Source organism: Halarcobacter sp. (genome assembly GCF_963675975.1).
Taxonomy (GTDB): domain Bacteria; phylum Campylobacterota; class Campylobacteria; order Campylobacterales; family Arcobacteraceae; genus Halarcobacter.
Genome location: NZ_OY780939.1, coordinates 754,459 through 777,166 on the forward strand (window position 1 = coordinate 754,459; position 22,708 = coordinate 777,166).

Genomic DNA, 22,708 nt, shown 5'->3' on the forward strand with positions numbered 1-22,708 from the left:
GTATTTAAAAAAAATCTAAAGAACATCATAGCATTATGTTCCTTAGTATATAACGATAACTTAAAAAAAACTAGAGGTTTTCCTCTAGTTTTTCAAAAATTATTATCTTACTGCATCGAAGAAATAATCTGTTTCAGCAATATCTTTAGTCTCTTCATCTAATTGGTCTAAGATACCATTAGTAATCCAAGTTAATAAGTTGATACCACCTTCATAACCACTCATAGAGTATCTATGTAAGTGATGTCTATCAAAAATTGGGAAACCAATTCTGATTAATGGAGTTTTAGTATCTCTATAAAGCTCTTTACCATAAACATTACCGATCATGAAATCTACTGGTTCAGTAAATAATAATGATCTTAATGCCCATAAGTCTTTGTTTGGCCAAATATTACACTCATCAGCTCTATTAGATTTCTCTAAGATAGCTTGCATATCTTCTTGCCAACCTTTTCTAGGAGCATTGTGACATACAATGTGAGTTGGGATAGAACCCATTTCAACTAAGAAAGAAACAAGACCTAATAAGAAGTCAGGATCTCCCCAGATTGCAAATTTCTTACCATGCATATATGGATAAGAATCTTGCATAGCATCAACAAGTCTAGCTCTTTGGTTTTTAAGTTCAGCAGGAACTTCTTTACCAGTTAATTCAGCTAATTTCATAACAAATGCATCAGTACCACTTAAACCAATTGGATTACAAGTTTCGTAAGTTTGTTTCCATTTGTTTTTAATAGTCTTAGCAGTTGAAACTGTAGAATATTTTTGTAATGAGATAGTAGCTTTAGCGTTGATAGCTGTTTTAGCATCAGCGATTTTAGTACCACCAGCATATAATTTATATTCACCAGCTCCAGTATCCCATTGCTCTTCATGGTCACCAATCATAATGATTTTGTCACCGAATAGCTTAGAAATATTTTTGATCTCTCTTAAAGACCCTAAATATGGTTCAAAACCAGGGATGATGTTAATTCTTTCTTCATCTAAAACTGCTTCAGATCTAGATGGGTTTAATTGCTCTAAAGTAGATTTCATCATATTATCATAACCAGTAATATGAGATCCTACGAATGATGGAGTATGAGCATAAGGGATTTCGATATTATCTAATTCACCTTCAGCTTCTTCTCTAGCACCAGTAATGAATGCGTTTAAGTCATCACCGATTACTTCTGCCATACATGTAGTAGATACAGCAATCATTTCAGGTTTATATAAAGCGTTACAGTTTCTTAAACCATCTTTCATATTTGCTAAACCACCAAAAACAGCTGCAGATTCAGACATTGAGTCAGATACACAAGGAGTTGGCTCTTTAAAGTGTCTAGTAAAATATGTTCTAAAGTATGCAACACATCCATGAGAACCATGAACGTAAGGCATAGTGTTTTCAAAACCTAAACCTACCATAACAGCACCTAAAGGTTGACAAGCTTTAGCTGGGTTAACAGTGATTGCTTCTCGGCTCAAGTTCTTTTCTCTATATTCCCAAGATTTTGTCCACTCAGCAATTTCTGCTACTTTTTCAGGAGCAACTGCACCAGCTGAACCTTCGAATTGTTTTTTGTTTTTTAAAACTTCTTGATATTCAGGTTTTAAAAATAATTTTTGTCCGTTTACTATGTTTTCTACGTCTTGCATCCTACTTCTCCTTACGCTTCTTTATCCCATGGAGCTGTAGTATGATCCCATACAGGAGAGTTCATAGCTAAATCCATATCTCTTGCAAAAATAGCAAAAGCATCATACCCATGGTATGGACCACTGTAATCCCAAGAGTGCATTTGTCTAAATGGTAATCCCATTTTTTGGAATACATATTTCTCTTTAACACCAGCAGCAACTAAGTCAGGTCTTAACTTCTTAACGAATTCTTCTAATTCATACTCATTTGCATCATCATAGATTAGAGTAGATCTTTCGATATCGTGTTTAGTTCTTTTATAATCATCACCGTGAGCGAACTCATAACCAGTACCGATTACTTCCATTCCTAAATCTTCGTAAGCTCCAATAACGTGTCTTGGTCTTAATCCACCAACATAAAGCATTACTTTTTTACCTTCTAACATAGGTCTATATTTAGCGATAACAGCATCAGTCATTGCAGTATATTTAGCGATAACAGCTTCTGTTTTCTCTTGAATTGATTCATCAAAGAATGAAGCAATTTTTCTTAAAGACTCAGTTGTTTTTGAAGGTCCGAAGAAGTTATATTCCATCCAAGGTATACCAAACTCTTGTTCCATGTGTCTAGAAATATAGTTCATAGATCTATAACAGTGAAGTAAGTTTAATTTTGCTTTAGGTCCGTTTGCAATCTCTTTATAAGTAGCATCACCTGACCATTGAGAAATAACTCTTAATCCCATTTCTTCTAATAAAATTCTTGTTGACCAAGCATCACCACCGATGTTGTAGTCCCCAATAATTGATACATCATAATCAGTTGCTTCATAATCTTTTCTATGAGATGCATCTGGCATAACGTGGTCTCTAATCATATCATTTGCAATGTGGTGACCAAGAGATTGAGAAACCCCTCTAAATCCTTCACATGATACTGCAATTGTTTGATTACCAGTTTCTTTTTTATGTACTTTAGCTACCGCTTGGATATCGTCACCGATAAGACCAATTGGACACTCAGATTGAATTGATACACCATTGTTTAATGGGAATAATTCATCAATCTCTTCTAAAGCTTTTTTAAGTTTTTTATCTCCACCAAATACGATGTCTTTTTCGTTGAAGTCTGTAGAGAAGTTCATTGTTACAAATGTATCAATACCTGTTGTCCCGATGTAGTAGTTTCTTCTACCACCTCTTGAGTATTGACCACATCCGATAGGTCCATGAGAGATATGAATCATATCTTTGATTGGTCCCCAAACAACCCCTTTAGATCCCGCATAAGCACAACCTCTTTGCGACATAACACCTGGTACAGTTTGTTTGTTTGATCTTGTTTTATCACAAGCACCTTTAACACCTTCTGGTGAATCAACACCTAAGTGCTTAGCTCTGTTTTTAGCAGCTTTTGCAGGATAAGCAGATAGTACTTCCTCAATAGCTTCTTTTTGTAGACTCTCTAATGTTTCTGGTCCCATATTTTCTCCTTCTTTAAGTGAGAAAAGAAGCTTACGCTACTTTTACTCTGTATAGATTCATGTCATCTAATTTTTTACATAAATCTTTAGTTGATGCACCATCTACTGATTTAGAGATTTCAGAAATTTGGTATTTATTTGTATAATAAATCATTTTGAAACCATCTTTTTCAGCACACTCAGTGTTGTTGTAATAGTCAACTAATGCTTTATGAGCAAAAGTACCCTCTGCTACTTCAATAGTTTCTAAAAGAGTTCCCTCTCTAGTTTCTGCAGTTATAGTAACAGATTTACCTGCTGCATCTAATCCATCTTCAACTTTTTCAATTACTTTATCAAAACTTACATCGTTACCCATATCAGCTGGGAAGTGGTATCCACATATAAACATTTTCTTCTCCTTATTTTTTCTTTTTATATATATTTTATTTCTTGTTATTGTCCAATTGGGAAAGAGGCTTACGCTTCTTTTTGTCCAATTGCACCTTCTTCTACTTCTTCTTCTAAACCAAATTCCATTAATAGGTTTTCTAGGTCATCCATTTCTAATGGAGCAGGAATAACTTTCATATCATTTTCAATGATTTTTCTAGCTAATTCTTTATATTCCATAGCTTGGTCAGATGATGGTGAGAACTCAACAACTGTCATTCTTCTTAACTCAGCTCTTTGAACGTGGTTAGATCTTGGAACGAAGTGAATCATTTGAGTACCAATTTGTTGTGCTAAGTGTTTAGCTAGGTCATACTCTCTATCTGTCATTCTTGCATTACAGATTAAACCAGCAAGTCTAACTCCACCAGTGTTTGCATATTTTAAAATACCTTTAGAAATGTTGTTAGCTGCATACATAGCCATCATCTCACCAGACATTACAATATAAATCTCTTGAGCTTTACCTTCTCTAATTGGCATAGCAAATCCACCACAAACAACGTCTCCAAGTACGTCATAAGAAACGAAATCTAGTTCGTCATCATATGCACCCTCTTCTTCTAAGAAGTTAATTGCAGTAATAACCCCTCTACCTGCACATCCAACACCTGGCTCTGGTCCACCAGACTCAGTACACATAATGTAACCTTCAGTAATCTCTTCATTATCTGGGTGGAACTCATCCGCACCTGGTTTACATACATCTTCTAATTCTAAATCTTCAACTGTACCAGCTTCAGAAGCTAATTGCATAATTGTAGACTGTGCTTTTTCGTGTAAGATTAATCTTGTTGAATCCGCTTTTGGGTCACACCCAACAATTAAAATTTTCTTACTATAGTAGTGACACATTGCTGCTAAAGTATTTTGAGATGTAGTTGATTTACCAATCCCACCTTTTCCGTAAAACGCTATTTGTCTTAAATCTGACATTTTATCTCCTTTGATTTTCATATTTACGAAAATGAATATTGCACTTAGTGTTCCACAGAGATATTTTTTTTGAAAAAAATTTTCAAATTTATTTACAACGCCCAATAAATCGGGATTTAAAAAATAAAATATTCTCTAGATACCATAAATAGGAGTTTTTTTGTCTTGTTTACACTTCTGCAAAAGTGATGTAAATTTTGTAAATTTTAAAATTTTTTGATACTTTTTTTGAATTTTTACAATTTAATGAAACATATAAAAGTTATTTTGTGTAAAATCAATTTAGAGTTATTGAAGGACAAAACACAATTGGAATTTTCAAATTTTATTTTATATGGATTAGTTTTACTTAGAGAATTTACCATTATATTAGTATTAATACATATGATATATAAAAGAAGAGAACCAAGCTCTATGATAGCTTGGATACTTTTTATGATATTAGTACCTTATTTAGCAGTTATTTTATATTTTATATTTGGTACAAGAAAAGTAAGAACTAAATATAAAGAGGAAAATATAAGTATTGAAAAAGAAGGTTCTTCTCAAGATAATAAAGAGTTTGAAATATATAACAATGCTTCAAATGGAAAGATTGAACTTTATTTTGATTATATAGAATCATATAATGAATTCAAAAAATCTATACTTGAATCTAAAAAGAGTATATATATTTGCACCTATGTTTTTAAATATGATGATGTTACTAAAGAGATTATAGAACTACTTGAGCAAAAAGCTAAAGAGCAAGTTAAGATAAAAATTTTGATTGATTCTTTAGGTTCTTTATCTACATATTTTTTTCAAAGAAGATTAACTGGTTTAAAAGAGTTGGGTGTAGAGATTGAATTTTTTATGCCAATATTTAAAATACCTTTTAGAAATTATATAAATTTGAGAAATCATAGAAAAATCTATATTTTTGATAATCAAAAGGTATTAAGTGGAGGGATTAATCTTTCAAAAGAGTATTTTGGAAAAGAATATATTCGAAATAGATGGGAAGATATACTTTTTTCTTGTAAAGGAAGATGTGTTGAAGATTTTTTTACAATTTTTGCATCAGATTGGTTTTATGCTACAAAAGAGAGATTAACTTTTGATTTAATACCTATGTATGAAGATGGTAATGATAAAATTAGAGTCCTTCCAAGTGGTCCAGATGTAAAAACCGATATTTTGTATGAAACAATTTTAAATAAAATATTTTCCGCAAAAGAAAGAATATGGATAGTTACACCATATTTTATACCAAATGAGACTCTAAGTAAAGCTTTGATTATTGCCAAACATAAGGGGCTTGATATTAAACTTATCACTCCTAGTAAATCTAATCATCTTGTTGCCGATCTTGCTAGAAACTCTTTTTTACGGGAGTTACAAGAAAATGAGATTGATATCTTGCTTTACAGAGGTCCTATGTTACATGCAAAAGCTATATTGTTTGATAATAAGTGGGCAATGATTGGAAGTGTAAATTTAGATAACAGAAGTTTATTTTTAAATTATGAAGTTTCAACTTTTGTTTCTTCATATGAAACTGTATCAACTGTAGAAAACTGGATGAAAGAACTTATTGATAATTCAGTAATAGGGATAAATAAAGCTTCAGGAGTAAGAGTTATCTCTGAGAATCTTATGAGAGTTATTGCTCCACAATTATAAAGGAAAAAAATGAAAATAAGAACTATCGCAACTGGAAAAGCAAAAAAGTATCTTAAAAAACATGAAGAGTTTGAAAGTGCTTACAAAAAAGACAATTTTGTAGATTCTATAAAAGTTGATAGCTTAGGCATTGCTGGTGATATTCAAGTTGATAAAAGATTTCATGGTGGTGAAGATAAAGCTATTCATATTGGATCATATGTTCATTTAGATGAAAATCCAACATTTGATAAACTATTTATGGGATGCAATATTATAGTTGATGAGTTAACAGAAGATAGTGTTTGCGCTGGAGATATTTATAAAGTTGGTGAGGTAAGACTTGAAGTTACACAGCCAAGACAACCGTGCTGGAAAATCGGTGTTATTTTTGGAAAAGAGATTAATCGATATATAGTTAAAAATTTTGCTACAGGTTGGTATGTTAGAGTTTTAAACGAGGGAACAATAAAAACAAGTGATAAAATGGTTCTGGAAAAAAGAGTATCAAATCTTACAATAAAAGATTTATCAAAATATCTAAAATCTGTTCCAAGTGATAGAAATATTATTGAAGATATTTTAAATCTTGATTCTATTGCAAAATCTTATAAAAAAGATTTTATCAAAAAACTTGGCGAAAATAATTCATAGCTGTTGAGTTGATAATCTTTGAGTTAAATATAAAAAAAATTTTTTTATAAATTTTCTACCTTGTAGAGTTTCTTTCTCAACATTGCTTTGCAAGTTTCGCTTGAAACTCTTTTCTTATAGATTTTCTACCTTGTAGAGTTTCTTTCTCTCTTTTGAAGAGGGTATGTCTAACATTTTTCGATATTTTGTGATTGTACGTCTAACCATTTTTAGATCAAATTTTTCAAATATCATCTCTAGGATATGTTGATCTGTTAATGGGCTTTCTTTATCTTCATATTCCACAAGGGATTTTATATAACTTTTTATTTGTGATGAAGATAAATCTTTGTTGTTTACTGCATTTGTAAAAAAGTGTTTTAAAGGAAAAATTCCTAAACTACACTCTATATATTTATTTGCAACTGCTCTACTTATTGTTGATTCTGCAAATCCTAACTCTTTTGCTAACTCTTGCATTGAAAAGGGTTTAAGCTCACCCCCTACAAAAAAACCTATTTGTTTTTCAACTATTAGTAAAACAATTTTATAAAGAGTTGATTTTCGTAAATTTAATAGGTTTACTAAATCTCTTGCTTCTTTTAGTTTCTCTTTTATAGTTTCATTTTTTGATGAGAAAGGATCTTTTACTTCTATATCTGGATAATAAGCATGATTGATTCTTACATTTATATCTTCGCCAATATCCACATAAAAATCTGGGATTATTTGTACATTTGTATTTATATAATCTACTGCTGGTGGATTATTAAAATATTTAATTATGTTTTTTGCATCTTCAAATCTATGGTGTGCTGCATATTTATCTAAGTGAGCTATATCTTTTATAATTTTCTTTATAAAATTATATAATTCATCATCAATATCTTTATCAAAAGCATCTAATTGAAATAAAAATGACTCTGATAAATCTATTGCTCCTATTCCAGCTGGTTCTAGTCTTGAAAATCTTTGTCTTATAGACTCTACATACTCTTTAAATACATTACAGGTAATAGCTATTTTTTCTATATCCCCTTCAAAATAACCATCTTCATTTATATCACAAAGTATTTCCAATGCAACTTTTTGTGAATTTGGAGTTGGGAAGTTTGGTGCACAAATTTGTTCACTTATTTTATCATTTAACGATTCACTATATAAAGCAAGAGATTCTATAAACTCTCCACTTGTTCCTTGAGGCATAAAATTATTATAAAACTCTTTTGGTTTTTTAATCTCTAAAAAAGGGTTTTCATAAGAGACATTTTTTAGGTGTTTCTCTAGGTCTTGTAGTGAAGTTTGTAGCATTGGTAGCCACATCTTCAAAGATAAATTAAGATTTTGCTTTTGAGCAACTGAGGTCGATAGTGTAGGTGCCATTAAAGTATTATGCCCAAACCCACAAAGGATTTAGGCAATTCTCTGTTTATTTTTTGACTAAATTTGTAATTAGTATTTAATTCTAACTACACCATTTGGTTTAACAACTTTCATTTGACATGAAAGTCTAGTGTTATCAGTACAAGTTCCAGCGCAAGCTTCTTTAATAACTTTTACTTCTTTTTCATTGATTTCAGATAAAAATTCCATACCTTGCTCAACTTCTACTACACAAGTACCACATTCACCATCTCTACATCCGAATGGTAAAGCTGAACCTGAAGCTTCAACTACATCTTGAATTGTACTTCCTGGTTTAACATTAATTGCTAAAAAGTCATTAATAATTTCTACTCTTGTTGTCATTTTGTTTCCTTACTATTTTTTAAATGGTTTTACTAGAATGTCACCTTTAACAAGCATCATAGGCGCTATTCTAACTTTTGGGCTAATTGTAAATTGTTGACATTGTTCTGCTTCTTCAGCTGAAATAGCCCCAAATTGTACTAGAAGATCTAACTCTTCATCCTCCATATAACTTGTTGGTTCTTCATCTGCAAGATTCTCAACAGTGATTAAACATTTAGAATAATCTTTAGTATCAGAAGGTACTGGAACACCTTTCTCTTTTGCTAATCTTACAATTGGTTCACCGATTTTTGCATCATAAACACCATCAGTTTTAGTATCAAAATGCATAAAAATAACTTTTGCCATATCTCTTCTCCTTTCCTTAGATTGGTTTTTATACCAAGCCATACGAAAAAGTTCTTTAAACTCTTTCATTTGACTTGGTATTGGAAGTATTAATCCTCTTTGCTGTAATACTTCTCTCTATGTTTTCTCATAAACTCAAGTTCTTCGTCAACTTCGTTTCTATAGTTCTCCATAGCTTCAAGTTCATTTTCTCTACAGCCAACTACTTCTACAGGTGCTTCTTCTACACCTAGAAAATGAACTTCATATACACGAATAACTTGAAGAAATTCTCCAATTGATTTAATATAACCAATCGATCCAGCAGGCATCATAAGTGTACCTATTGGAGAGTGTGGATAAGTTCCATCATTTACTATCTCTTTGATAAGTTTAACTTTTTGTCCAACACCAAATTTTGCTGTGTCTTCATCTTTTCCTGATCTACTTGCAGTTACACTGTCGTGAAGATAAGTATTTGGGTTAACTATTTCATCATGGTTTATTCCTTTAGCAGCCACATGAACCTCCCGTTGAAGTTCCTGTTGTACCACATGAAGAACAACCTTCTAATTTTCCTGTTTCATACATATTCCAAACATCAGCTGCGCTTGGAGCATGACCATTTTTATAATCACCATAAACTCTTAAAAGTGAAAACTTTAAAAATTCAAGAAGTTTATTTTCATCAGTAATAGTTCCAATACCTTTTTTGATTAAAGTTCCATACTCTTTCATCATATGAAATCTTTTTACATTGATTAATGATTGATCAAAATCGATATTAAAAAATCTGAAATAATCTTCTGTATCTCTTAGTTTATAAAAATCTTCTACAGTTGCCATAATTAACTCCTTTTCATGCTACAATTTATATATAGCCCTTTTACTTATTTATTTAATCTAGAAAAAAGATTAAAAATTCACTTATGCAGGAATTTGTCCCTTTAAGTTTGAAATCCAGCTTTCAATTCTTTCTTCTGTTTTATCTTCTTCATTGTGATTATCAATTGCTAAACCACAAAGTTTCCCATCCATCTCAGCTAAAGAAAACTCATATTTATAACCATCTTTTTCAACAGAACCAACAGCCTTAGCTCCTAAAGATGTAAATGTTTTATGTAGTTTTCCTAATGCTGAACAAAAATGCTCACCATGTTTTACACTGTCCCCTGCACCAAAAAATGCTACAGTTTTTCCAAATAAATCCATCTCTTCATCTTCCATTTCAAGTTGAGGGTCAACCCATGAGAAGTGAACATCACCTTGTCCCCAAGTTGAACTTCCTATAAATAATACATCATAGTCTTCAAATTGCTCGATATCATCAAAATCTTCTTCCATATTGATTACATCATCTTCTTCAATTCCAAAAGCCTCAGCTAATGCATCCGCCACAGCCATTGACGTTCCACCAGCAGTTCCACAGAAAATTCCCATCTTTGCCATTATTCTTCTCCTTCTTCTTTTTATTAACTTTTATATTTTTTGTATTTTTCTTCAGCTTTGATAAGTAGTTTTTCACCCTCTTCTTCAAGTTTTTCTAAAGTTCTAAATGAAAATCTATGGGCATCTTTAAACCCTTTATCACATAACACAATATCATTTGCAAATACTACAACTCTACCAAAACCTTCATGACTCATCTCCATTACAACTGAGCACATAACTGTAGTCATTTTCTCAAATGCAAGAGCTACTGCTTGATATATAAGTCTGATATCTTGAGTTTGCATCTCATCAATATCTGCAATAATAGGAATATTTTTTAATTCCTCTTTTGATTTTACATATTTTTCTTGCAGTAACTCTTCATCAGATTTATTTGCCCAAGTTCCAAACTGGTCTAATGCTCTGATTTGACCAATTAAAGTTTCAACAAAAAGTTTTTTAGCATCCATTATGCAACCTTTTTTTCAATAATTTTTTTGATAAAAGGTGGTGGATTGCCATTTAACATATCTTGAAGTTTTTTAACCTCTTGTTCAATTCCAACTACCTCTTTATATTTAATTGTAAAAATACCACTATTAATCAGTTTAGCTGCAGCAATAGCTCCAACATTTGTAAAATATACAATATCAATACCATCTAATAAAGCTACAGTTTTATCTGTATCTTTTTCATCAACTTTTTTTATTTCACTCATATTTGTAGAAGTTTTACTTATCTCATAAATTGCAAATTGCTTTGCACTTCCAAAGTGTGAATCTATGTTTTCTAAATCTTTAGTAGCGAAAGCTACTTTGATCATACCCTCACCTGACGTGTTTGAAGTTATTTTAATATTACTCATGGCATCATCCTTTAATTTATTAGGATATATGCAAGAAGTGTTCCACAATAAAAATAGATTTTTTAAATTTTTTTTGCAGATCTTATTAAGGCTAGAAAATCGATTAAGTCACTAAGAAAAAAAGCTCTATTATCTATAAAAGAGAAATATACATTTATAAAAGTATTTTGACCTAAAAAAAGTTGGGCATTTTTTATAAACTCAGGAGGAAGCTGCCTATTTATAGCCCTTTGTTCCACAAGCTCTTCACATACCTCTTCAAATAGAAAAAATATTTCTGCTGGTTTCTCTTCTGTTAACATATAGATATCACTTCTATATAAGTCATATTTTTTATAAATATTTAAATAGGTCTCTTTACTCATATTATTTTCCTATGGCTTGTAGATAAAGTATATTGTTTGTTGTGTTTAAAACTTTTTTTGATTCATCATCAAAATAAGCACCTATTCCACTACATCCAATATCTAAGTTTGTACATCTAAGATTTATTATGTGTGCTAAAAAAGCAGAAAAAATATAGCTAACAAGATAGTTAGAATTCTCATTTGCCGTAAAAAAAAGTGTAAAGCAACTATCTCCTCCAAGCTTTTGATTAAAGGCTAACTTGGCTGCAGTAGGCTTAAAATCGCCCTCTTCTACTAATGTTACATTTTTGTAAACACCTTGTTTCATATCTTTTATATTGTTATTTATAAAATAAAGTTCTATATTAATTTTTTGTGCTATTTCAAAAATATCTTTAGTAAGCTCTTCAAACTCATTTTTTGATATTGACTCTTTTTTAAAACCTCTAATAGATCTTCTTTTATCAATTGAGTTTTGAATATTTTTTATCTCTAAATTTTCAAAAATCCTAGAATCTATTTTCTCTTCTATTTTTTCATCTTCTATTCTTTTTATAAACTCTTCTAAAAATATATTCTTTATAAAATAATCAGTTGGAGCTACACTTACAAGAGTTTCTCTTAACTGTTTAGGTTTTGTATCTTTTTCATTATCTACTAAGATTGCACATTGAAAAAACTCTTGTGTATCAAAGCCAAACTCTTTATTTAGATTTTTTTTGTCAAAATTAAATTCAAAGTCAAAACTTATATTTTCATTTTTTAGAGAAGTATAAATGGATGCTAACTGATGTCCTGTGTCTAAAAGTAAATATCTATTTGCCCTTTTATCATATTTCCATGAGCTTCTAAAATAAACATTGCTAATAAGAAAAATGAATTTTTTAGAATCTGTATTAAAGTAATATTCAAGTCCATCATTGCTTAATTCATGGATTAGGGTTAAATTATTATTTAATGGTTCATAATGGTAAATTCCAGATAAAAAACCTTTTATCCCTCTTATTTGAATATAAACTTCACAAGGATAAAGACCTCCTGCACTTGGATTTGCTCTTAAATTTACTTCTTCTTTTCCATATTTTTTTGTTGTAGTGATTTTTCCAAAATTCTTTATAAATCTTAATTCTTCATATTCATCAATATTGTATCTTCGAAAAAAATTGGGATAGAGTTTATAACTCCTTGCTTGAGTTCTCCAATCTATAAATTGGGTTTGCTCAAAGGAGTTTTTTAGTGTTATGTCAGTTTGCTTGTGGAGCTGTTGCATTCTTCAGCATTTTAAATATTTTTGGAGTTACAGCTAGGTCAATTGCTTTAAATCCATCCAAGTTTTCTAAAGTCACATCAGCATTGTTTTCAATTAATAGTTTTACAAAATCATCTTTTCCTGCACTTGCACAATACATTAATGCTGTAACTCCATTGTCATTCATAGAGTCTACATCTATACCTGCATCAATAAGTGCATAAAAACATTCATATGATGAACCAAAACAAGCATTCCATAAAGCAGTGTTTCCATCGACATTTTTTATATCTAAATTTGCACCTCTTCCTATAAGCTCTTTTACCACATCAATATTTGCTTCTCTTGCTGCTTTCATTACAGCTGAGTTTCCATGCCGACCTTGTTTATTTAGGTCGTTTATATCGTAGTCATTTTCTCTAAGCCAGACTCTTAAGTTATCAGTAAAAGACATTATACACCCATCCAGTTTTCATGAGTATGACCTTTTTGTTTGAAGTTAACTACTTCATCAAGTGCATTTTTAAATTCATCTAAATCAAAACTTGTTTCAATATTTGTTGGTATTTGTTTATATTTAATAACACCCTCTTTATCTATTACAAATAAAGATTTAGCAATAAGCTCTTCACTCATATTAACTCCAAATTTAAGTGAAAAATCTTTGAAATCATTTGAGATAAAGTTTTCATCTATAGAATATGCAGCTTTCACTTTTTCTAAATTATCATCACTACTTTTTGTAATAATATAAACTATAGCTTTTGACGAATATTCTTGAATAACATTGTGTAAACCGTTGTTATATGCTTTTATACAAGGTAGAGTAATCATAACTTGTATTTTTGGTGCCATCATTCCTATAACTTTTGTTTCTCCACCTACCATTTTTACTCTAACTGCTGGTGCTTCACTTTCAAGTTTTCTTTCTTTTCTACCTAGTGTGTATACTTCTTTTTTGTATTTAACTTCCATTTTATAAAATATCCTTATGTGTAATTTGACAGTTTGTATCAATTATCATTAATGATTTTTTTAATTTTCTATTTTCATCAAGTACTTTAAATACTTTTGAAAAATCTTTAAACTCCCTCGAGATAAGATTCTGGTTTAAATCAAAATCTTCTATTGTTTTTTCACACTCTTCAATTGAGCTTGATGTTATAATAAAAGAATCTGCTCTATCTTTAAAAAATTCTATAGCTTCATGTAGTTGTTCATTAAACTCTTCAATATTTGGTAGAGTCATTACAACTTGAACTTTATCTTTTGGAATTCCCAATAGCCTTGTTTTTCCATTTATCATTTGTAAGCCTATGGCAGGAACAATAGGTCTTTGTAAATTAATGCTCATCATGATTTACCTCATGTCTGTGATTATTTATGATGTTAGCCATCTCAAAAAGTAAATAGGCACTTCCCTCATAAAGAATGTCGTTTTTAAGTTGATTCCCAACTCCTTCATAATCAGGGAAGCCTCTTAACATCAATGCTTTTTTATGTTTCATTGTGTATCTTTCTCCATGAAAACTTGATATTAGTATTTCACTATCTTCTAAATACTTCTCAACATCTTCAAAGTCTCCAATTAGAAGGTTCTCACACTCTATCTCATCTAAAAGGTCATTTTTATGCGTAGTGATAATAGCTTTAATATTTGCCCCTGCTTCTATAATCGTATTTGCTATAGATATACATTGGTCAGGCTCTAAAGCTAAAACTACAGATGAACTTCCCAATGCAAAGTGTGTATCTAAAAGAGCATCCTGCAGTCTTTTTCTCCATCTAACAATGCTTGGATGTGGTTTTGATACATCTTTTACTGCACATAGGTCTTTAAAGAATCTATCACTATTTTCTAATCCACCCAATGAATCATAATGGAAAAGATTTATTTTTTCATTTTTCTCTTTTAGTTTTTGTCCAGCTTTTTTTACACTACTTCCAACTGTTATAACTAAAGATGCTGTTGCTAATTCTTTTATCTCTTCAAGAGAAATACCTCCTGAACTAAGAGCTCCTTGTTTTAATCCTAAGTGCCCATCTAAAGAATCACTTAAATCTGGTAAAGCTACAACTTCATATCCAAATAAAGCAACTGTGTCTTTGATTTTTTCTATCTCTATTGGTTTTATATTTACATTTGGAATTATCACTGCTTTTTGAGTATCAACTGCATCGGATGATGTTACTAATTGATCAATAATTGCTTCAACAGATTTTGCAAAACCACTCTCTATAGAACCTTCAAAGTCTGGTGTATTTACATAACAAATTGTTTGTTGGTCTTGAAGCAAAATAGTTGCTCCTTTTATATCATCACCTTTTGTTTCAGTTAGTCCAGTTGTAAAAAGTCCTACTAAATCAGGTTTTACTTTGCTTGTAATATTTTTTATTGATTCAGATATTGAATAGTCTCCACCATCAATAACTGCTGTAATATCATTTACTGCTGTAGTTTGTACTGCTATTGGATCATTAAAGTGTCTTGTGAAAAATACTTTTGAGAAAGAAGCACAACCTTGTGCCCCATGCATTAGAGGCATACAGTTTTTAATACCTAAAAAACATAACATAGCACCCATTGGTTGAGATAATTTTATTGGATTTAATTGTAAGGGTTTTGAGCTAATTGCTTCCATGTTTTTTCCTCTATCTTTTTTATTTTTATGCAAAAAGTGTTCCAAAAGAAAAATAAATTACAATTCAGTAATTTAAAAGATATTTATTTAATTATTTTTTTATTATATAAACTCAAATATATTAATAAAAGTATTATTTATAGGTGCATATATGAAAGTTATTTTTAATTATTTTAATTACTATTAATTGAAAATCAAGTTTATGGGTTGTACAATTTTAGTATATGCAAAGAGGTTAATTATGAATTTAATAAATAGCAATACCTTACAAACTATTGATGGGCTTTCAAATGCACAAAGTAGTCAAAATATTGAAACTATTAGTTCAAGTGATTATTTATCTACAGCTTTATTTAGTAATCAATTTAAAGTTGAAGATCTAAATGAAATAGCTAAAGAGCAAGATAATTTAAATGAAGATTTAACTACTGAAGCTATTCAATTAGAAAGACAAAGAACAAGCTCTATTCAAAATAGTGCAAATATTATGAAAGCTTTACTAGATAGTTAATATTTTTATTTTTTTCCACCTACATCAGACATTAATAAAGATATCCATTTTGTTGAGCTGTTTGAATTAAACGCAATTTTTAGAGTCATTGTAATTGGTACAGCTAAGAACATTCCCACAATTCCTAGAACCCAACCCCATAAGATTAATGAGAAAAATATAATAAGTGGAGATAATCCTAACTCTTTGCCCATAAATTTTGGTTCAATAATATTACTTATAGAGATATTTATAGCTACATATAAAATTATTAAGATAATGGTTGTATTAATATCTGCTCCAACTAAAGATAGTAGTACCGCAGGGATCGCTGCAATAATAGAACCCACAACAGGAATAAAATTAAACAACATTGCAATAACACCCCACAAAATTGGGTAGTTTATATCAAAGAATATTAATATAATAGCTATTAAGAAACCTGTTAAAAAACTAGTAAAGGTTTTAACTAAAAAATAGTTTTTAATATTGTGCGAAAAAAGATTGAAGTGTTCTAGTTTATCTTTTTCTTTTTCAAATATGATTTTTAATTTTTTTTCAAAAGATTTTGATTCTGCTAGTATAAAAGCAATACCAATAATAAGCAGTAAAAATTTTGAAAGAAATGTTCCAATACTTCCTATTACATTTGTTGTGATACCAAAAAATGAACTAAAACTTAGGGCTTCCATGATTGTTTTTTTGTCAACCTCTATACCATATGATTCCCCAAGAGCTATAGTATTTACAACTAATCCTTGAAGTTGTTTTTCATATTGTGGCAAATTTGTTAAAAAATCTTTTAATGAGATATTGACTATATAAGATAGAAGAAGGGTAATTAGTGAAAAAATACCAATAACCACTAGATAAGATAATATTTTAGGGATACGTTTTTGTTCTAAAAAATTGATTATAGTTGAAACAATTGAAGCTATAAAAATTGCTAAAAACAGAATTATAACAATCTCACTCGCAGCTTTAAGTCCAGCTAGTATAACTACTAAACAAGTAAGGTAAAAAAAGTAGTTTCTTATTCTTTTCGCATCCATAAAGTTCCCTCTTTTATAAAAAATTAATTATAACTACTTTTTGTATAAAATCAAGAACCTATATGTTTTAAAACTTTAAACTTGCTCCCAAGGTTCAGGTGTTCCTACAACTTTAAATACTCTATTATTTACAGCATGACAAACATCTTTTGCTAAATTTACAAGTCCCCCATAAGCTCCATAACTTATCTTTTTCTCTTGGTTTACATCAACAAAAGCAACTTTTTTCTTAATAGCTGTATATAAACTTCTTCCACCCGCTAGTAGAATATCTACATTGTGTTCATCAATAAGTTTAGCTTGTTCTGTCCCTGGGTTAGTCATCAAAATATCAACATATTTTGCTGCTATTTCTTTATCTTCTAAAGTAGCTTTTCTAACACTTGTAGCAACAACTTCAAGTCCAATATCTTGTAATGCACTAGCTATTGACCAAGATTTATTTCCACCTGTATTTAAAATAGCTTTTTTACCCTCAAGTATTTTTCTATATGGAGCTAAAGCTTCTTCAAGTTTTGCTTCTTCTTCGGCAATTACTTGTTCTGCTTTTTCTAGTAATTCTTTATCTCCAAAGGCATTTACAATACTTCTAATTGCGTTACTTGTGTCTCTTTTCCCATAAAATGAAATTGAGATATATGGGATTTCATATGTTTCTTGCATTTTTCTGCAAAGAGTGATTAGTGATTTAGCACAAACTATTACATTTAGTTTTGCTGTATGGGCCATTTGGATATTTTCAATTCTTCCATCCCCAGCTAAAGTTGAAACAACTTTAATACCAATTTTTCTAAAATAGGAGTGTATTGCCACATATCACCTGTAACATTATATTCACCAATAAGATTTATTCCATATTTATGAACCTCTTTAGGTTCTCTTGTTCCTATTAGTTGATGAAGAACTGATTCAGCCCCTAACCTTGAACCAAGGTTTTTACCACCTACAAATCCAGGAGAGTGGATAACTACGATAGGAATTTTATGTTTCTCTTCCATTCTAGCGCAAACATTATCCATATCATCACCAATCATTGCTGTTACACAAGTTTCATAAACAAAGATTGCTTTAGGATTTTTATGTTCAACTATATAATTGATTGAATCTTCAAGTTTTTTATTTCCACCAAAAATTACATCATTTGTATTTACATCAGTTGTGTACCCTGTAACAGTATTATTCTCTCCATTGTGTGAAGTTAATGTAGCTCTTGTTTCCCAAGAAGCTCCAATACATGTTGCAGGTGAGTGTACTAAGTGTACAGCATCAGCATATGGGAAAAGTGCAATTTGTGAACCTTCAAAAGCACATCCTCCAGAAGTTGCCCCTGGTTTTGGTTTATCACATGAGGCTTTTTTTGTTTTATTATGAGAACATGCACTCTCATTTAGTAGATCTCTAATTAGTTTCTTGTTTACCATCTTAGACTCTTTATCTTTAATTTTACTAGTATTTATGCAAGATTTGTTCCCTTGTGTCTGCGGAACACTTTTTGCATGTATTTATTTATAATTAACATAAGCGAGGAGAAGAGATGATCGCTATACCATTAAACAAAGATGACGATACTACTATATCAGATTTATATGGAAATGCACCATACTTTGCATTATTAGATTCAAAAACTGGTTCTTTTACTGTTGAAGAAAATTCAGGTTGTGGAAATGGTCTTGATACAGCAAAATTTGTAAAAGATGTGGGAGCTACAAGTACAATCTTCTATCATATGGGAGAGGGTGTATTTAAAAACCTTTATGAAAATGGAGTGAAAGTATTTTCTGCAACTAAAATGTACTTAACTATAGAAGATATATATAGAAGTATTTTAGATAATACATGTAAAGTGGTAACTAAAGATAACTGTGAGTCTTTACTTGATTCTGGTACTACTAGTTGTTCATGTGAGTGCGAAAATAAGTAGGTATTTAAAATGGCTGTAATAATAACTGATGAATGTATCAATTGTGATACTTGTGTAGAAGAGTGTCCTGCTACTGCAATAGTTAGTGCAGATGATTCACCATTAGATGATCCGGAGTTTACTTATGTAAAGCCTGAGAAATGTATTGAGTGTGTGGATTGTTCAGTTCCAAAGTGTTTTGATGTATGTCCAACACCAGGTGCTATTGCATGGGATATGCCATATACGCAAGAGTATGATGATTATTATCTACAAAGGAATGAAGAAGGGATTTATAAGATTAGAGTACATAAGAAAAAAGGTGTATTCTCCCCTTCTAATCAACCAAAACCTTTTAGAGAATCAATTGCAATGGAAGACAGAGTAGAACATAAGGCTTTGGAATTCTAGAATATGAAAAAAGATTTGGAGTATTACTCATCACTTGAATACCCTTTTGAGTGTTATAGTGGTGAGAATGAATTAGGTGATGCGTATCTTGTTCAATTTCTAGATTTTGATATAAAAGCTGCAAGTGAAGATTATGAGGAAGCTGTAGAGCTTGCCCATGAGTATTTAATAAAACATATAATTAGAGAATTAGAAGCTGGAAGAGAACTTCCAAATCCAGGTGAAGGAATGGGATTTATGAAACATAGAGAAGCATTAGCTGCATACAAACAAAAAGATTTTGAAACAGCTTTTAAAATTTGGGTAGAAGAAGCAAAAGTTAAAAATGATCAAGCAATGGCAAATTTAGGTTTAATGTACCTAAAAGGTGAAGGTGTAGAGAAAGATTACACTAAAGCAAAAGAGTGGTTTGATGAAGCAAGTAAATATAACAATGATTCAGCAAATTTCAATTTGGCACTTATGTATCAAACAAAAATAGGTGTTGAAGAGGATATTGAAAAAGCAAAAGATTATTTTAGACGAGCAGTTAAGAAAAACCATACTCAAGCAGCTTTTAGACTAGCCTTGATTTTATTACAAGATAGACAAAATGTTGAGGGTGTAAAAGAGGGATTTGATTGTATGATTAAAGCAGCCTCAAATGGTCATGCAATGGCAAGCATCCAATTAACAGGTATAGATAAAGAGTTACCTGCAGAAGCTGAATTAAATGAAGATTTTAGAGCTCAAACAAAAGAGAAACAATTAGAAGTTATCAATGATGCTTTAGATAGATTTATTAGACCAATTTTATTAAAAGATGGTGGAAATATTATCTTAGTTGATTATGTCAATGAACCAGAATTAGAGTTAAGACTTGCATATCAAGGTGCCTGTGTTGGATGCTCAATAGCTTCAACTGGTACATATGGAATGATTGCCGATACTATGCAAAAAATTATTGACCCAAGAGTTAGGATTTTTATACTATGAAAATTGCATTTGCTTCTAAAGATAATATCCATGTAAATGAACATTTTGGATGGTGTAAAGAGTTTTATATTTATGAAATAAAAGGTGACTCTTACACTTTTATAAAATCTGTTGATTCTTCGATTGAGATTGATGATGAGATTGATAAATTAACTTACAAAATTGAATGTATTGAAAATAGTGATATTTTATATGTTCAGCAAATAGGTCCAAAAGCTTCAATGATGGTAAAGTCTGCGAAAGTTTTCCCTATGCAAGCATCAAAAGAGAATGAAAAGATTGAGGATGTCTTAAATAAATTAATTCAAATGCAAGATAATCCTCCAATATGGATGAGAAGGTTAATAGCACAATAAGATGAGAAATACACAAAACGAACCAATAGAAATAGCACCAAATATATATTTTATAGGTGCTTTTGACCCAGATATTAGAACATTTGATATTATTATGAAAACAGCAAATGGGTCATCATACAATGCATATTTAATCAAAACTGATGAAGGTGTCGTTATTGTTGATACTGTAAAAGAAGAGTTTAAAAAAGATTTTTTTGAAAAAATAGAAAAACTTTGTTCTTATGATGAGATTAAATATGTGATTTCACACCATTTAGAACCAGACCATGCGGGTGCAATTCCAGAATTAATAGAAAAAGCTCCTCAAGCTAAAGTTCTAATTTCACCTCAAGCAACTGCTATGTTAAAAGCAATAACACATAAAGATAATATAGATTTTGAGACAGTTTGGACAAATAAAAGTATAAAATTAGGGGATAAAACAATTAAGTTTTTAACAACTCCTTATTTACACTGGCCTGAAACTATGAGTTCATATGTTGAAGAAGATAAACTATTATTTTCAGGAGATGTATTTGGAAGTCACTATTATGATAAAAGACTTTTTGATGATTTAGTGGGTGATTTCTTTTATGCCTTTAAATATTATTATGATCATATTATGAGACCTTTTAAATCTTATGCTTTAAATGCAATAAAATTGTATGACAGATTTGAAATAGATATTATTGCAACTTTACATGGACCAATTTTAAGGGATAATCCAAAAAAATATATTGATTACTATAGAAAATGGAGTCAAGATGACTATAAAGTTATCTCAAACGGTGAAAAAATACTTTCAATTTTTTATCTAACAAGTTATAAAAATACTCAAGATATGGCAGAAGCTATATATGAAGGTGCTGAAAGTGTAGATGGAATAATTGCAAATGTATATGACTTGGCTTCAATTGAAGAATCAAATATGATAAATATTTTAGAAGAGAGTGATGGTATCTTAATAGGTACACCTACAATTAACGCTGATGCACCAAAACCTGTATGGGATTTATTGTCTTGTATGATGCTTCTTGAAAAAAGAGGAAAAGTTGGTGGAGCTTTTGGAAGTTATGGTTGGAGTGGTGAAGCTGTTGATATGATTACTCACAGGTTAAAATCACTTAATTTTAGAGTTCCACCCTTAGAACCTATGAAAATAAAACTAATACCTACAAAAGAAGAACTAAAAGATTGCTACAATTTTGGAGTTGAAATTTCTGAAGTAATAAATGGAAAAATGATTGAGATGACCATGAATTAAGAGCTAATTCGTGATGGGTATAAAATTGCAGTATCTTTGACTAAAACTAAAAATTATTATACTCATCACCAATTGGCTCTTTATCTTAAAATTTTATCTTATTCAAACCTTATTAAAACTAAAAAAATATCTATAATTTTTTTCTAAATAAAATCTTAATCTTACAAAATATGTTTCTACTTTACAAAAAATAAGAAGTTTCAAACACTTTATTTTAATTAATTACATAATTTAAATGATTATTTGATATTATATATTTTACTTATAATTCGAGATGTGATGACTTATATAATAGTCATTGATGATGCGAAGGAGGCATGTCTTGAGAAAAATAAAAGTTATGGATAAAAAATTTTTGGGAAAAGAAGAAGATAGATTTATTTATAAACTTAATGTAAAAGAGAATTATATACTTTTACATATTTCTAGTGATGATATTGAAAAACATACAATCATTCAATATATAAAAACCCCTTTTTATTTGATAATTTATAAAAATGTAACAAATACTATTGATAAAAATGATTATTTTGAAGTATCCACTTGTAAATCAACTATTGAAAAAGAGTGTAATAGTGCTTGTGGAATAAATTAATTTAAATCACTAAGCCCTGATACTTTATATACTACATCTTTTAATTCATTTAATTTTTTAACAATAGCATCGTTACAGTGCTTATCTAAGTTGTATCTTGTGTCCATAAAATCGTAGATATTGTCTATATTTGATAAAACTTCTTTTAATAATTGCTCTTTTATTTGTTCTTGAATAGTCATTTAAAATCCTTTTTTATTTACCATTGATATGCATTTTCTATTCCTATATTTTTAATCTTTTTTCAAAGGAACACTATGTGCATAAGTTAAAGCAAATAAAAAAGCATGGCTTGTATAAAGGAGA

The 22,708-nt window shown here is 30.1% G+C and carries 29 protein-coding genes and 1 pseudogene; 9 read left to right on the top strand and 21 right to left on the bottom strand.

Features of this window, described 5'->3' with window-relative positions; translation table 11 throughout:
- Nucleotides 1–102: 102 nt before the first annotated feature.
- From nifK to nifH, 4 genes are all read right to left on the bottom strand, one after another.
- Nucleotides 103–1,650, bottom strand: a complete 1,548-nt coding sequence (nifK, locus tag ACKU3H_RS03725; protein WP_320035633.1) for a nitrogenase molybdenum-iron protein subunit beta — start codon at nt 1,648–1,650, stop codon at nt 103–105.
- 11 nt (nt 1,651–1,661) lie between these two features.
- Complete coding sequence (gene nifD, locus ACKU3H_RS03730; RefSeq protein ID WP_320035634.1) at nt 1,662–3,119, bottom strand: nitrogenase molybdenum-iron protein alpha chain; 1,458 nt, start codon at nt 3,117–3,119, stop codon at nt 1,662–1,664.
- Between the two features lie 31 nt (nt 3,120–3,150).
- The gene (locus ACKU3H_RS03735; protein WP_320035635.1) at nt 3,151–3,510 is read right to left on the bottom strand and encodes a hypothetical protein; all 360 of its coding nucleotides are present in this window, start codon (nt 3,508–3,510) and stop codon (nt 3,151–3,153) included.
- Nucleotides 3,511–3,578: 68 nt separating this feature from the next.
- The gene (gene nifH, locus ACKU3H_RS03740; RefSeq protein WP_320035636.1) at nt 3,579–4,487 is read right to left on the bottom strand and encodes a nitrogenase iron protein; all 909 of its coding nucleotides are present in this window, start codon (nt 4,485–4,487) and stop codon (nt 3,579–3,581) included.
- A gap of 309 nt (nt 4,488–4,796) precedes the next feature.
- On the opposite strand from nifH, the gene ACKU3H_RS03745 reads away from it, so the two are divergent.
- Together ACKU3H_RS03745 and ACKU3H_RS03750 are read left to right on the top strand one after the other, a co-directional pair.
- On the top strand, nt 4,797–6,152 hold the full coding sequence (locus ACKU3H_RS03745; RefSeq protein WP_320035637.1) for a phospholipase D-like domain-containing protein: 1,356 nt from the start codon (nt 4,797–4,799) through the stop codon (nt 6,150–6,152).
- Between the two features lie 9 nt (nt 6,153–6,161).
- Complete coding sequence (locus tag ACKU3H_RS03750) at nt 6,162–6,785, top strand: MOSC domain-containing protein (RefSeq protein WP_320035638.1); 624 nt, start codon at nt 6,162–6,164, stop codon at nt 6,783–6,785.
- Between the two features lie 114 nt (nt 6,786–6,899).
- Here the strand turns inward: ACKU3H_RS03750 and ACKU3H_RS03755 are convergent, their stop codons facing one another.
- The 14 genes from ACKU3H_RS03755 to nifN all read right to left on the bottom strand — a co-directional run bounded on the left by ACKU3H_RS03755 (nt 6,900) and on the right by nifN (nt 15,377).
- Nucleotides 6,900–8,147 carry an RNA polymerase factor sigma-54 gene (locus ACKU3H_RS03755; protein ID WP_320035639.1) on the bottom strand — a complete coding sequence of 416 codons (1,248 nt, stop codon included), beginning with the start codon at nt 8,145–8,147 and terminating at the stop codon, nt 6,900–6,902.
- Nucleotides 8,148–8,216: 69 nt separating this feature from the next.
- Nucleotides 8,217–8,513 (bottom strand): 2Fe-2S iron-sulfur cluster-binding protein, encoded by a 297-nt coding sequence (locus ACKU3H_RS03760; RefSeq protein ID WP_320035640.1) that lies wholly within the window; start codon nt 8,511–8,513, stop codon nt 8,217–8,219.
- A 12-nt stretch (nt 8,514–8,525) separates the two neighbouring features.
- On the bottom strand, nt 8,526–8,864 hold the full coding sequence (locus ACKU3H_RS03765) for a hypothetical protein (RefSeq protein WP_320035641.1): 339 nt from the start codon (nt 8,862–8,864) through the stop codon (nt 8,526–8,528).
- An 89-nt stretch (nt 8,865–8,953) separates the two neighbouring features.
- Nucleotides 8,954–9,364, bottom strand: a complete 411-nt coding sequence (locus ACKU3H_RS03770; protein ID WP_320035642.1) for a nitrogen fixation protein NifZ — start codon at nt 9,362–9,364, stop codon at nt 8,954–8,956.
- Complete coding sequence (locus ACKU3H_RS03775) at nt 9,354–9,689, bottom strand: nitrogenase-stabilizing/protective protein NifW (RefSeq protein WP_320035643.1); 336 nt, start codon at nt 9,687–9,689, stop codon at nt 9,354–9,356. Before ACKU3H_RS03775 ends, ACKU3H_RS03770 begins: the two co-directional genes overlap by 11 nt.
- A gap of 81 nt (nt 9,690–9,770) precedes the next feature.
- Nucleotides 9,771–10,292: a flavodoxin gene (locus tag ACKU3H_RS03780; protein WP_320035644.1), complete on the bottom strand. Its 522-nt coding sequence runs from the start codon at nt 10,290–10,292 to the stop codon at nt 9,771–9,773.
- A gap of 23 nt (nt 10,293–10,315) precedes the next feature.
- The gene (locus ACKU3H_RS03785) at nt 10,316–10,744 is read right to left on the bottom strand and encodes a NifX-associated nitrogen fixation protein (RefSeq protein ID WP_320035645.1); all 429 of its coding nucleotides are present in this window, start codon (nt 10,742–10,744) and stop codon (nt 10,316–10,318) included.
- The gene (locus ACKU3H_RS03790) at nt 10,744–11,139 is read right to left on the bottom strand and encodes a NifB/NifX family molybdenum-iron cluster-binding protein (RefSeq protein WP_320035646.1); all 396 of its coding nucleotides are present in this window, start codon (nt 11,137–11,139) and stop codon (nt 10,744–10,746) included. Before ACKU3H_RS03790 ends, ACKU3H_RS03785 begins: the two co-directional genes overlap by 1 nt.
- Nucleotides 11,140–11,201: 62 nt before the next feature.
- Entirely contained in the window at nt 11,202–11,504 is a 303-nt protein-coding gene (locus tag ACKU3H_RS03795) for a hypothetical protein (protein ID WP_320035647.1), read from the bottom strand.
- A gap of 1 nt (nt 11,505) precedes the next feature.
- The gene (locus tag ACKU3H_RS03800) at nt 11,506–12,756 is read right to left on the bottom strand and encodes a nitroreductase family protein (RefSeq protein WP_320035648.1); all 1,251 of its coding nucleotides are present in this window, start codon (nt 12,754–12,756) and stop codon (nt 11,506–11,508) included.
- Nucleotides 12,731–13,189: an ankyrin repeat domain-containing protein gene (locus ACKU3H_RS03805; RefSeq protein WP_320035649.1), complete on the bottom strand. Its 459-nt coding sequence runs from the start codon at nt 13,187–13,189 to the stop codon at nt 12,731–12,733. Before ACKU3H_RS03805 ends, ACKU3H_RS03800 begins: the two co-directional genes overlap by 26 nt.
- Entirely contained in the window at nt 13,189–13,710 is a 522-nt protein-coding gene (locus ACKU3H_RS03810; RefSeq protein ID WP_320035650.1) for a redoxin family protein, read from the bottom strand. The genes ACKU3H_RS03805 and ACKU3H_RS03810 overlap by 1 nt, the downstream gene beginning before the upstream one ends.
- A 1-nt stretch (nt 13,711) precedes the next feature.
- The gene (locus ACKU3H_RS03815; RefSeq protein WP_320035651.1) at nt 13,712–14,089 is read right to left on the bottom strand and encodes a hypothetical protein; all 378 of its coding nucleotides are present in this window, start codon (nt 14,087–14,089) and stop codon (nt 13,712–13,714) included.
- Nucleotides 14,079–15,377 carry a nitrogenase iron-molybdenum cofactor biosynthesis protein NifN gene (gene nifN / locus ACKU3H_RS03820; protein ID WP_320035652.1) on the bottom strand — a complete coding sequence of 433 codons (1,299 nt, stop codon included), beginning with the start codon at nt 15,375–15,377 and terminating at the stop codon, nt 14,079–14,081. Before nifN ends, ACKU3H_RS03815 begins: the two co-directional genes overlap by 11 nt.
- 241 nt (nt 15,378–15,618) lie before the next feature.
- On the opposite strand from nifN, the gene ACKU3H_RS03825 reads away from it, so the two are divergent.
- Complete coding sequence (locus tag ACKU3H_RS03825; protein WP_320035653.1) at nt 15,619–15,888, top strand: hypothetical protein; 270 nt, start codon at nt 15,619–15,621, stop codon at nt 15,886–15,888.
- Nucleotides 15,889–15,893: 5 nt separating this feature from the next.
- On the opposite strand, the gene ACKU3H_RS03830 is transcribed toward ACKU3H_RS03825, so the two are convergent.
- Nucleotides 15,894–16,919 carry an AI-2E family transporter gene (locus ACKU3H_RS03830; protein WP_320035654.1) on the bottom strand — a complete coding sequence of 342 codons (1,026 nt, stop codon included), beginning with the start codon at nt 16,917–16,919 and terminating at the stop codon, nt 15,894–15,896.
- Nucleotides 16,920–16,994: 75 nt separating this feature from the next.
- Nucleotides 16,995–18,340, bottom strand: a pseudogene (locus ACKU3H_RS03835) (nitrogenase component 1).
- Between the two features lie 113 nt (nt 18,341–18,453).
- Between ACKU3H_RS03835 and ACKU3H_RS03840 the strand changes: the two are divergent.
- The 6 genes from ACKU3H_RS03840 (at nt 18,454) to ACKU3H_RS03865 (ending at nt 22,402) form a co-directional block, all read left to right on the top strand.
- On the top strand, nt 18,454–18,840 hold the full coding sequence (locus ACKU3H_RS03840) for a NifB/NifX family molybdenum-iron cluster-binding protein (protein ID WP_320035657.1): 387 nt from the start codon (nt 18,454–18,456) through the stop codon (nt 18,838–18,840).
- Between the two features lie 9 nt (nt 18,841–18,849).
- The gene (locus ACKU3H_RS03845) at nt 18,850–19,230 is read left to right on the top strand and encodes a 4Fe-4S dicluster domain-containing protein (protein WP_320035658.1); all 381 of its coding nucleotides are present in this window, start codon (nt 18,850–18,852) and stop codon (nt 19,228–19,230) included.
- Nucleotides 19,231–19,233: 3 nt separating this feature from the next.
- Complete coding sequence (locus ACKU3H_RS03850; protein ID WP_320035659.1) at nt 19,234–20,205, top strand: NifU family protein; 972 nt, start codon at nt 19,234–19,236, stop codon at nt 20,203–20,205.
- Entirely contained in the window at nt 20,202–20,561 is a 360-nt protein-coding gene (locus tag ACKU3H_RS03855; protein WP_320035660.1) for a NifB/NifX family molybdenum-iron cluster-binding protein, read from the top strand. Before ACKU3H_RS03850 ends, ACKU3H_RS03855 begins: the two co-directional genes overlap by 4 nt.
- Before the next feature lies 1 nt (nt 20,562).
- A complete protein-coding gene (locus tag ACKU3H_RS03860; RefSeq protein WP_320035661.1) occupies nt 20,563–21,807 on the top strand; it encodes an FprA family A-type flavoprotein in 1,245 nt (414 codons plus the stop codon).
- A 322-nt stretch (nt 21,808–22,129) separates the two neighbouring features.
- Nucleotides 22,130–22,402, top strand: coding sequence for a hypothetical protein (locus tag ACKU3H_RS03865; protein WP_320035662.1), 273 nt, complete (start codon nt 22,130–22,132; stop codon nt 22,400–22,402).
- Here ACKU3H_RS03865 and ACKU3H_RS03870 read toward each other — a convergent pair.
- Entirely contained in the window at nt 22,399–22,584 is a 186-nt protein-coding gene (locus ACKU3H_RS03870; protein ID WP_320035663.1) for a hypothetical protein, read from the bottom strand. The genes ACKU3H_RS03865 and ACKU3H_RS03870 overlap by 4 nt on opposite strands.
- Nucleotides 22,585–22,708: the final 124 nt, after the last annotated feature.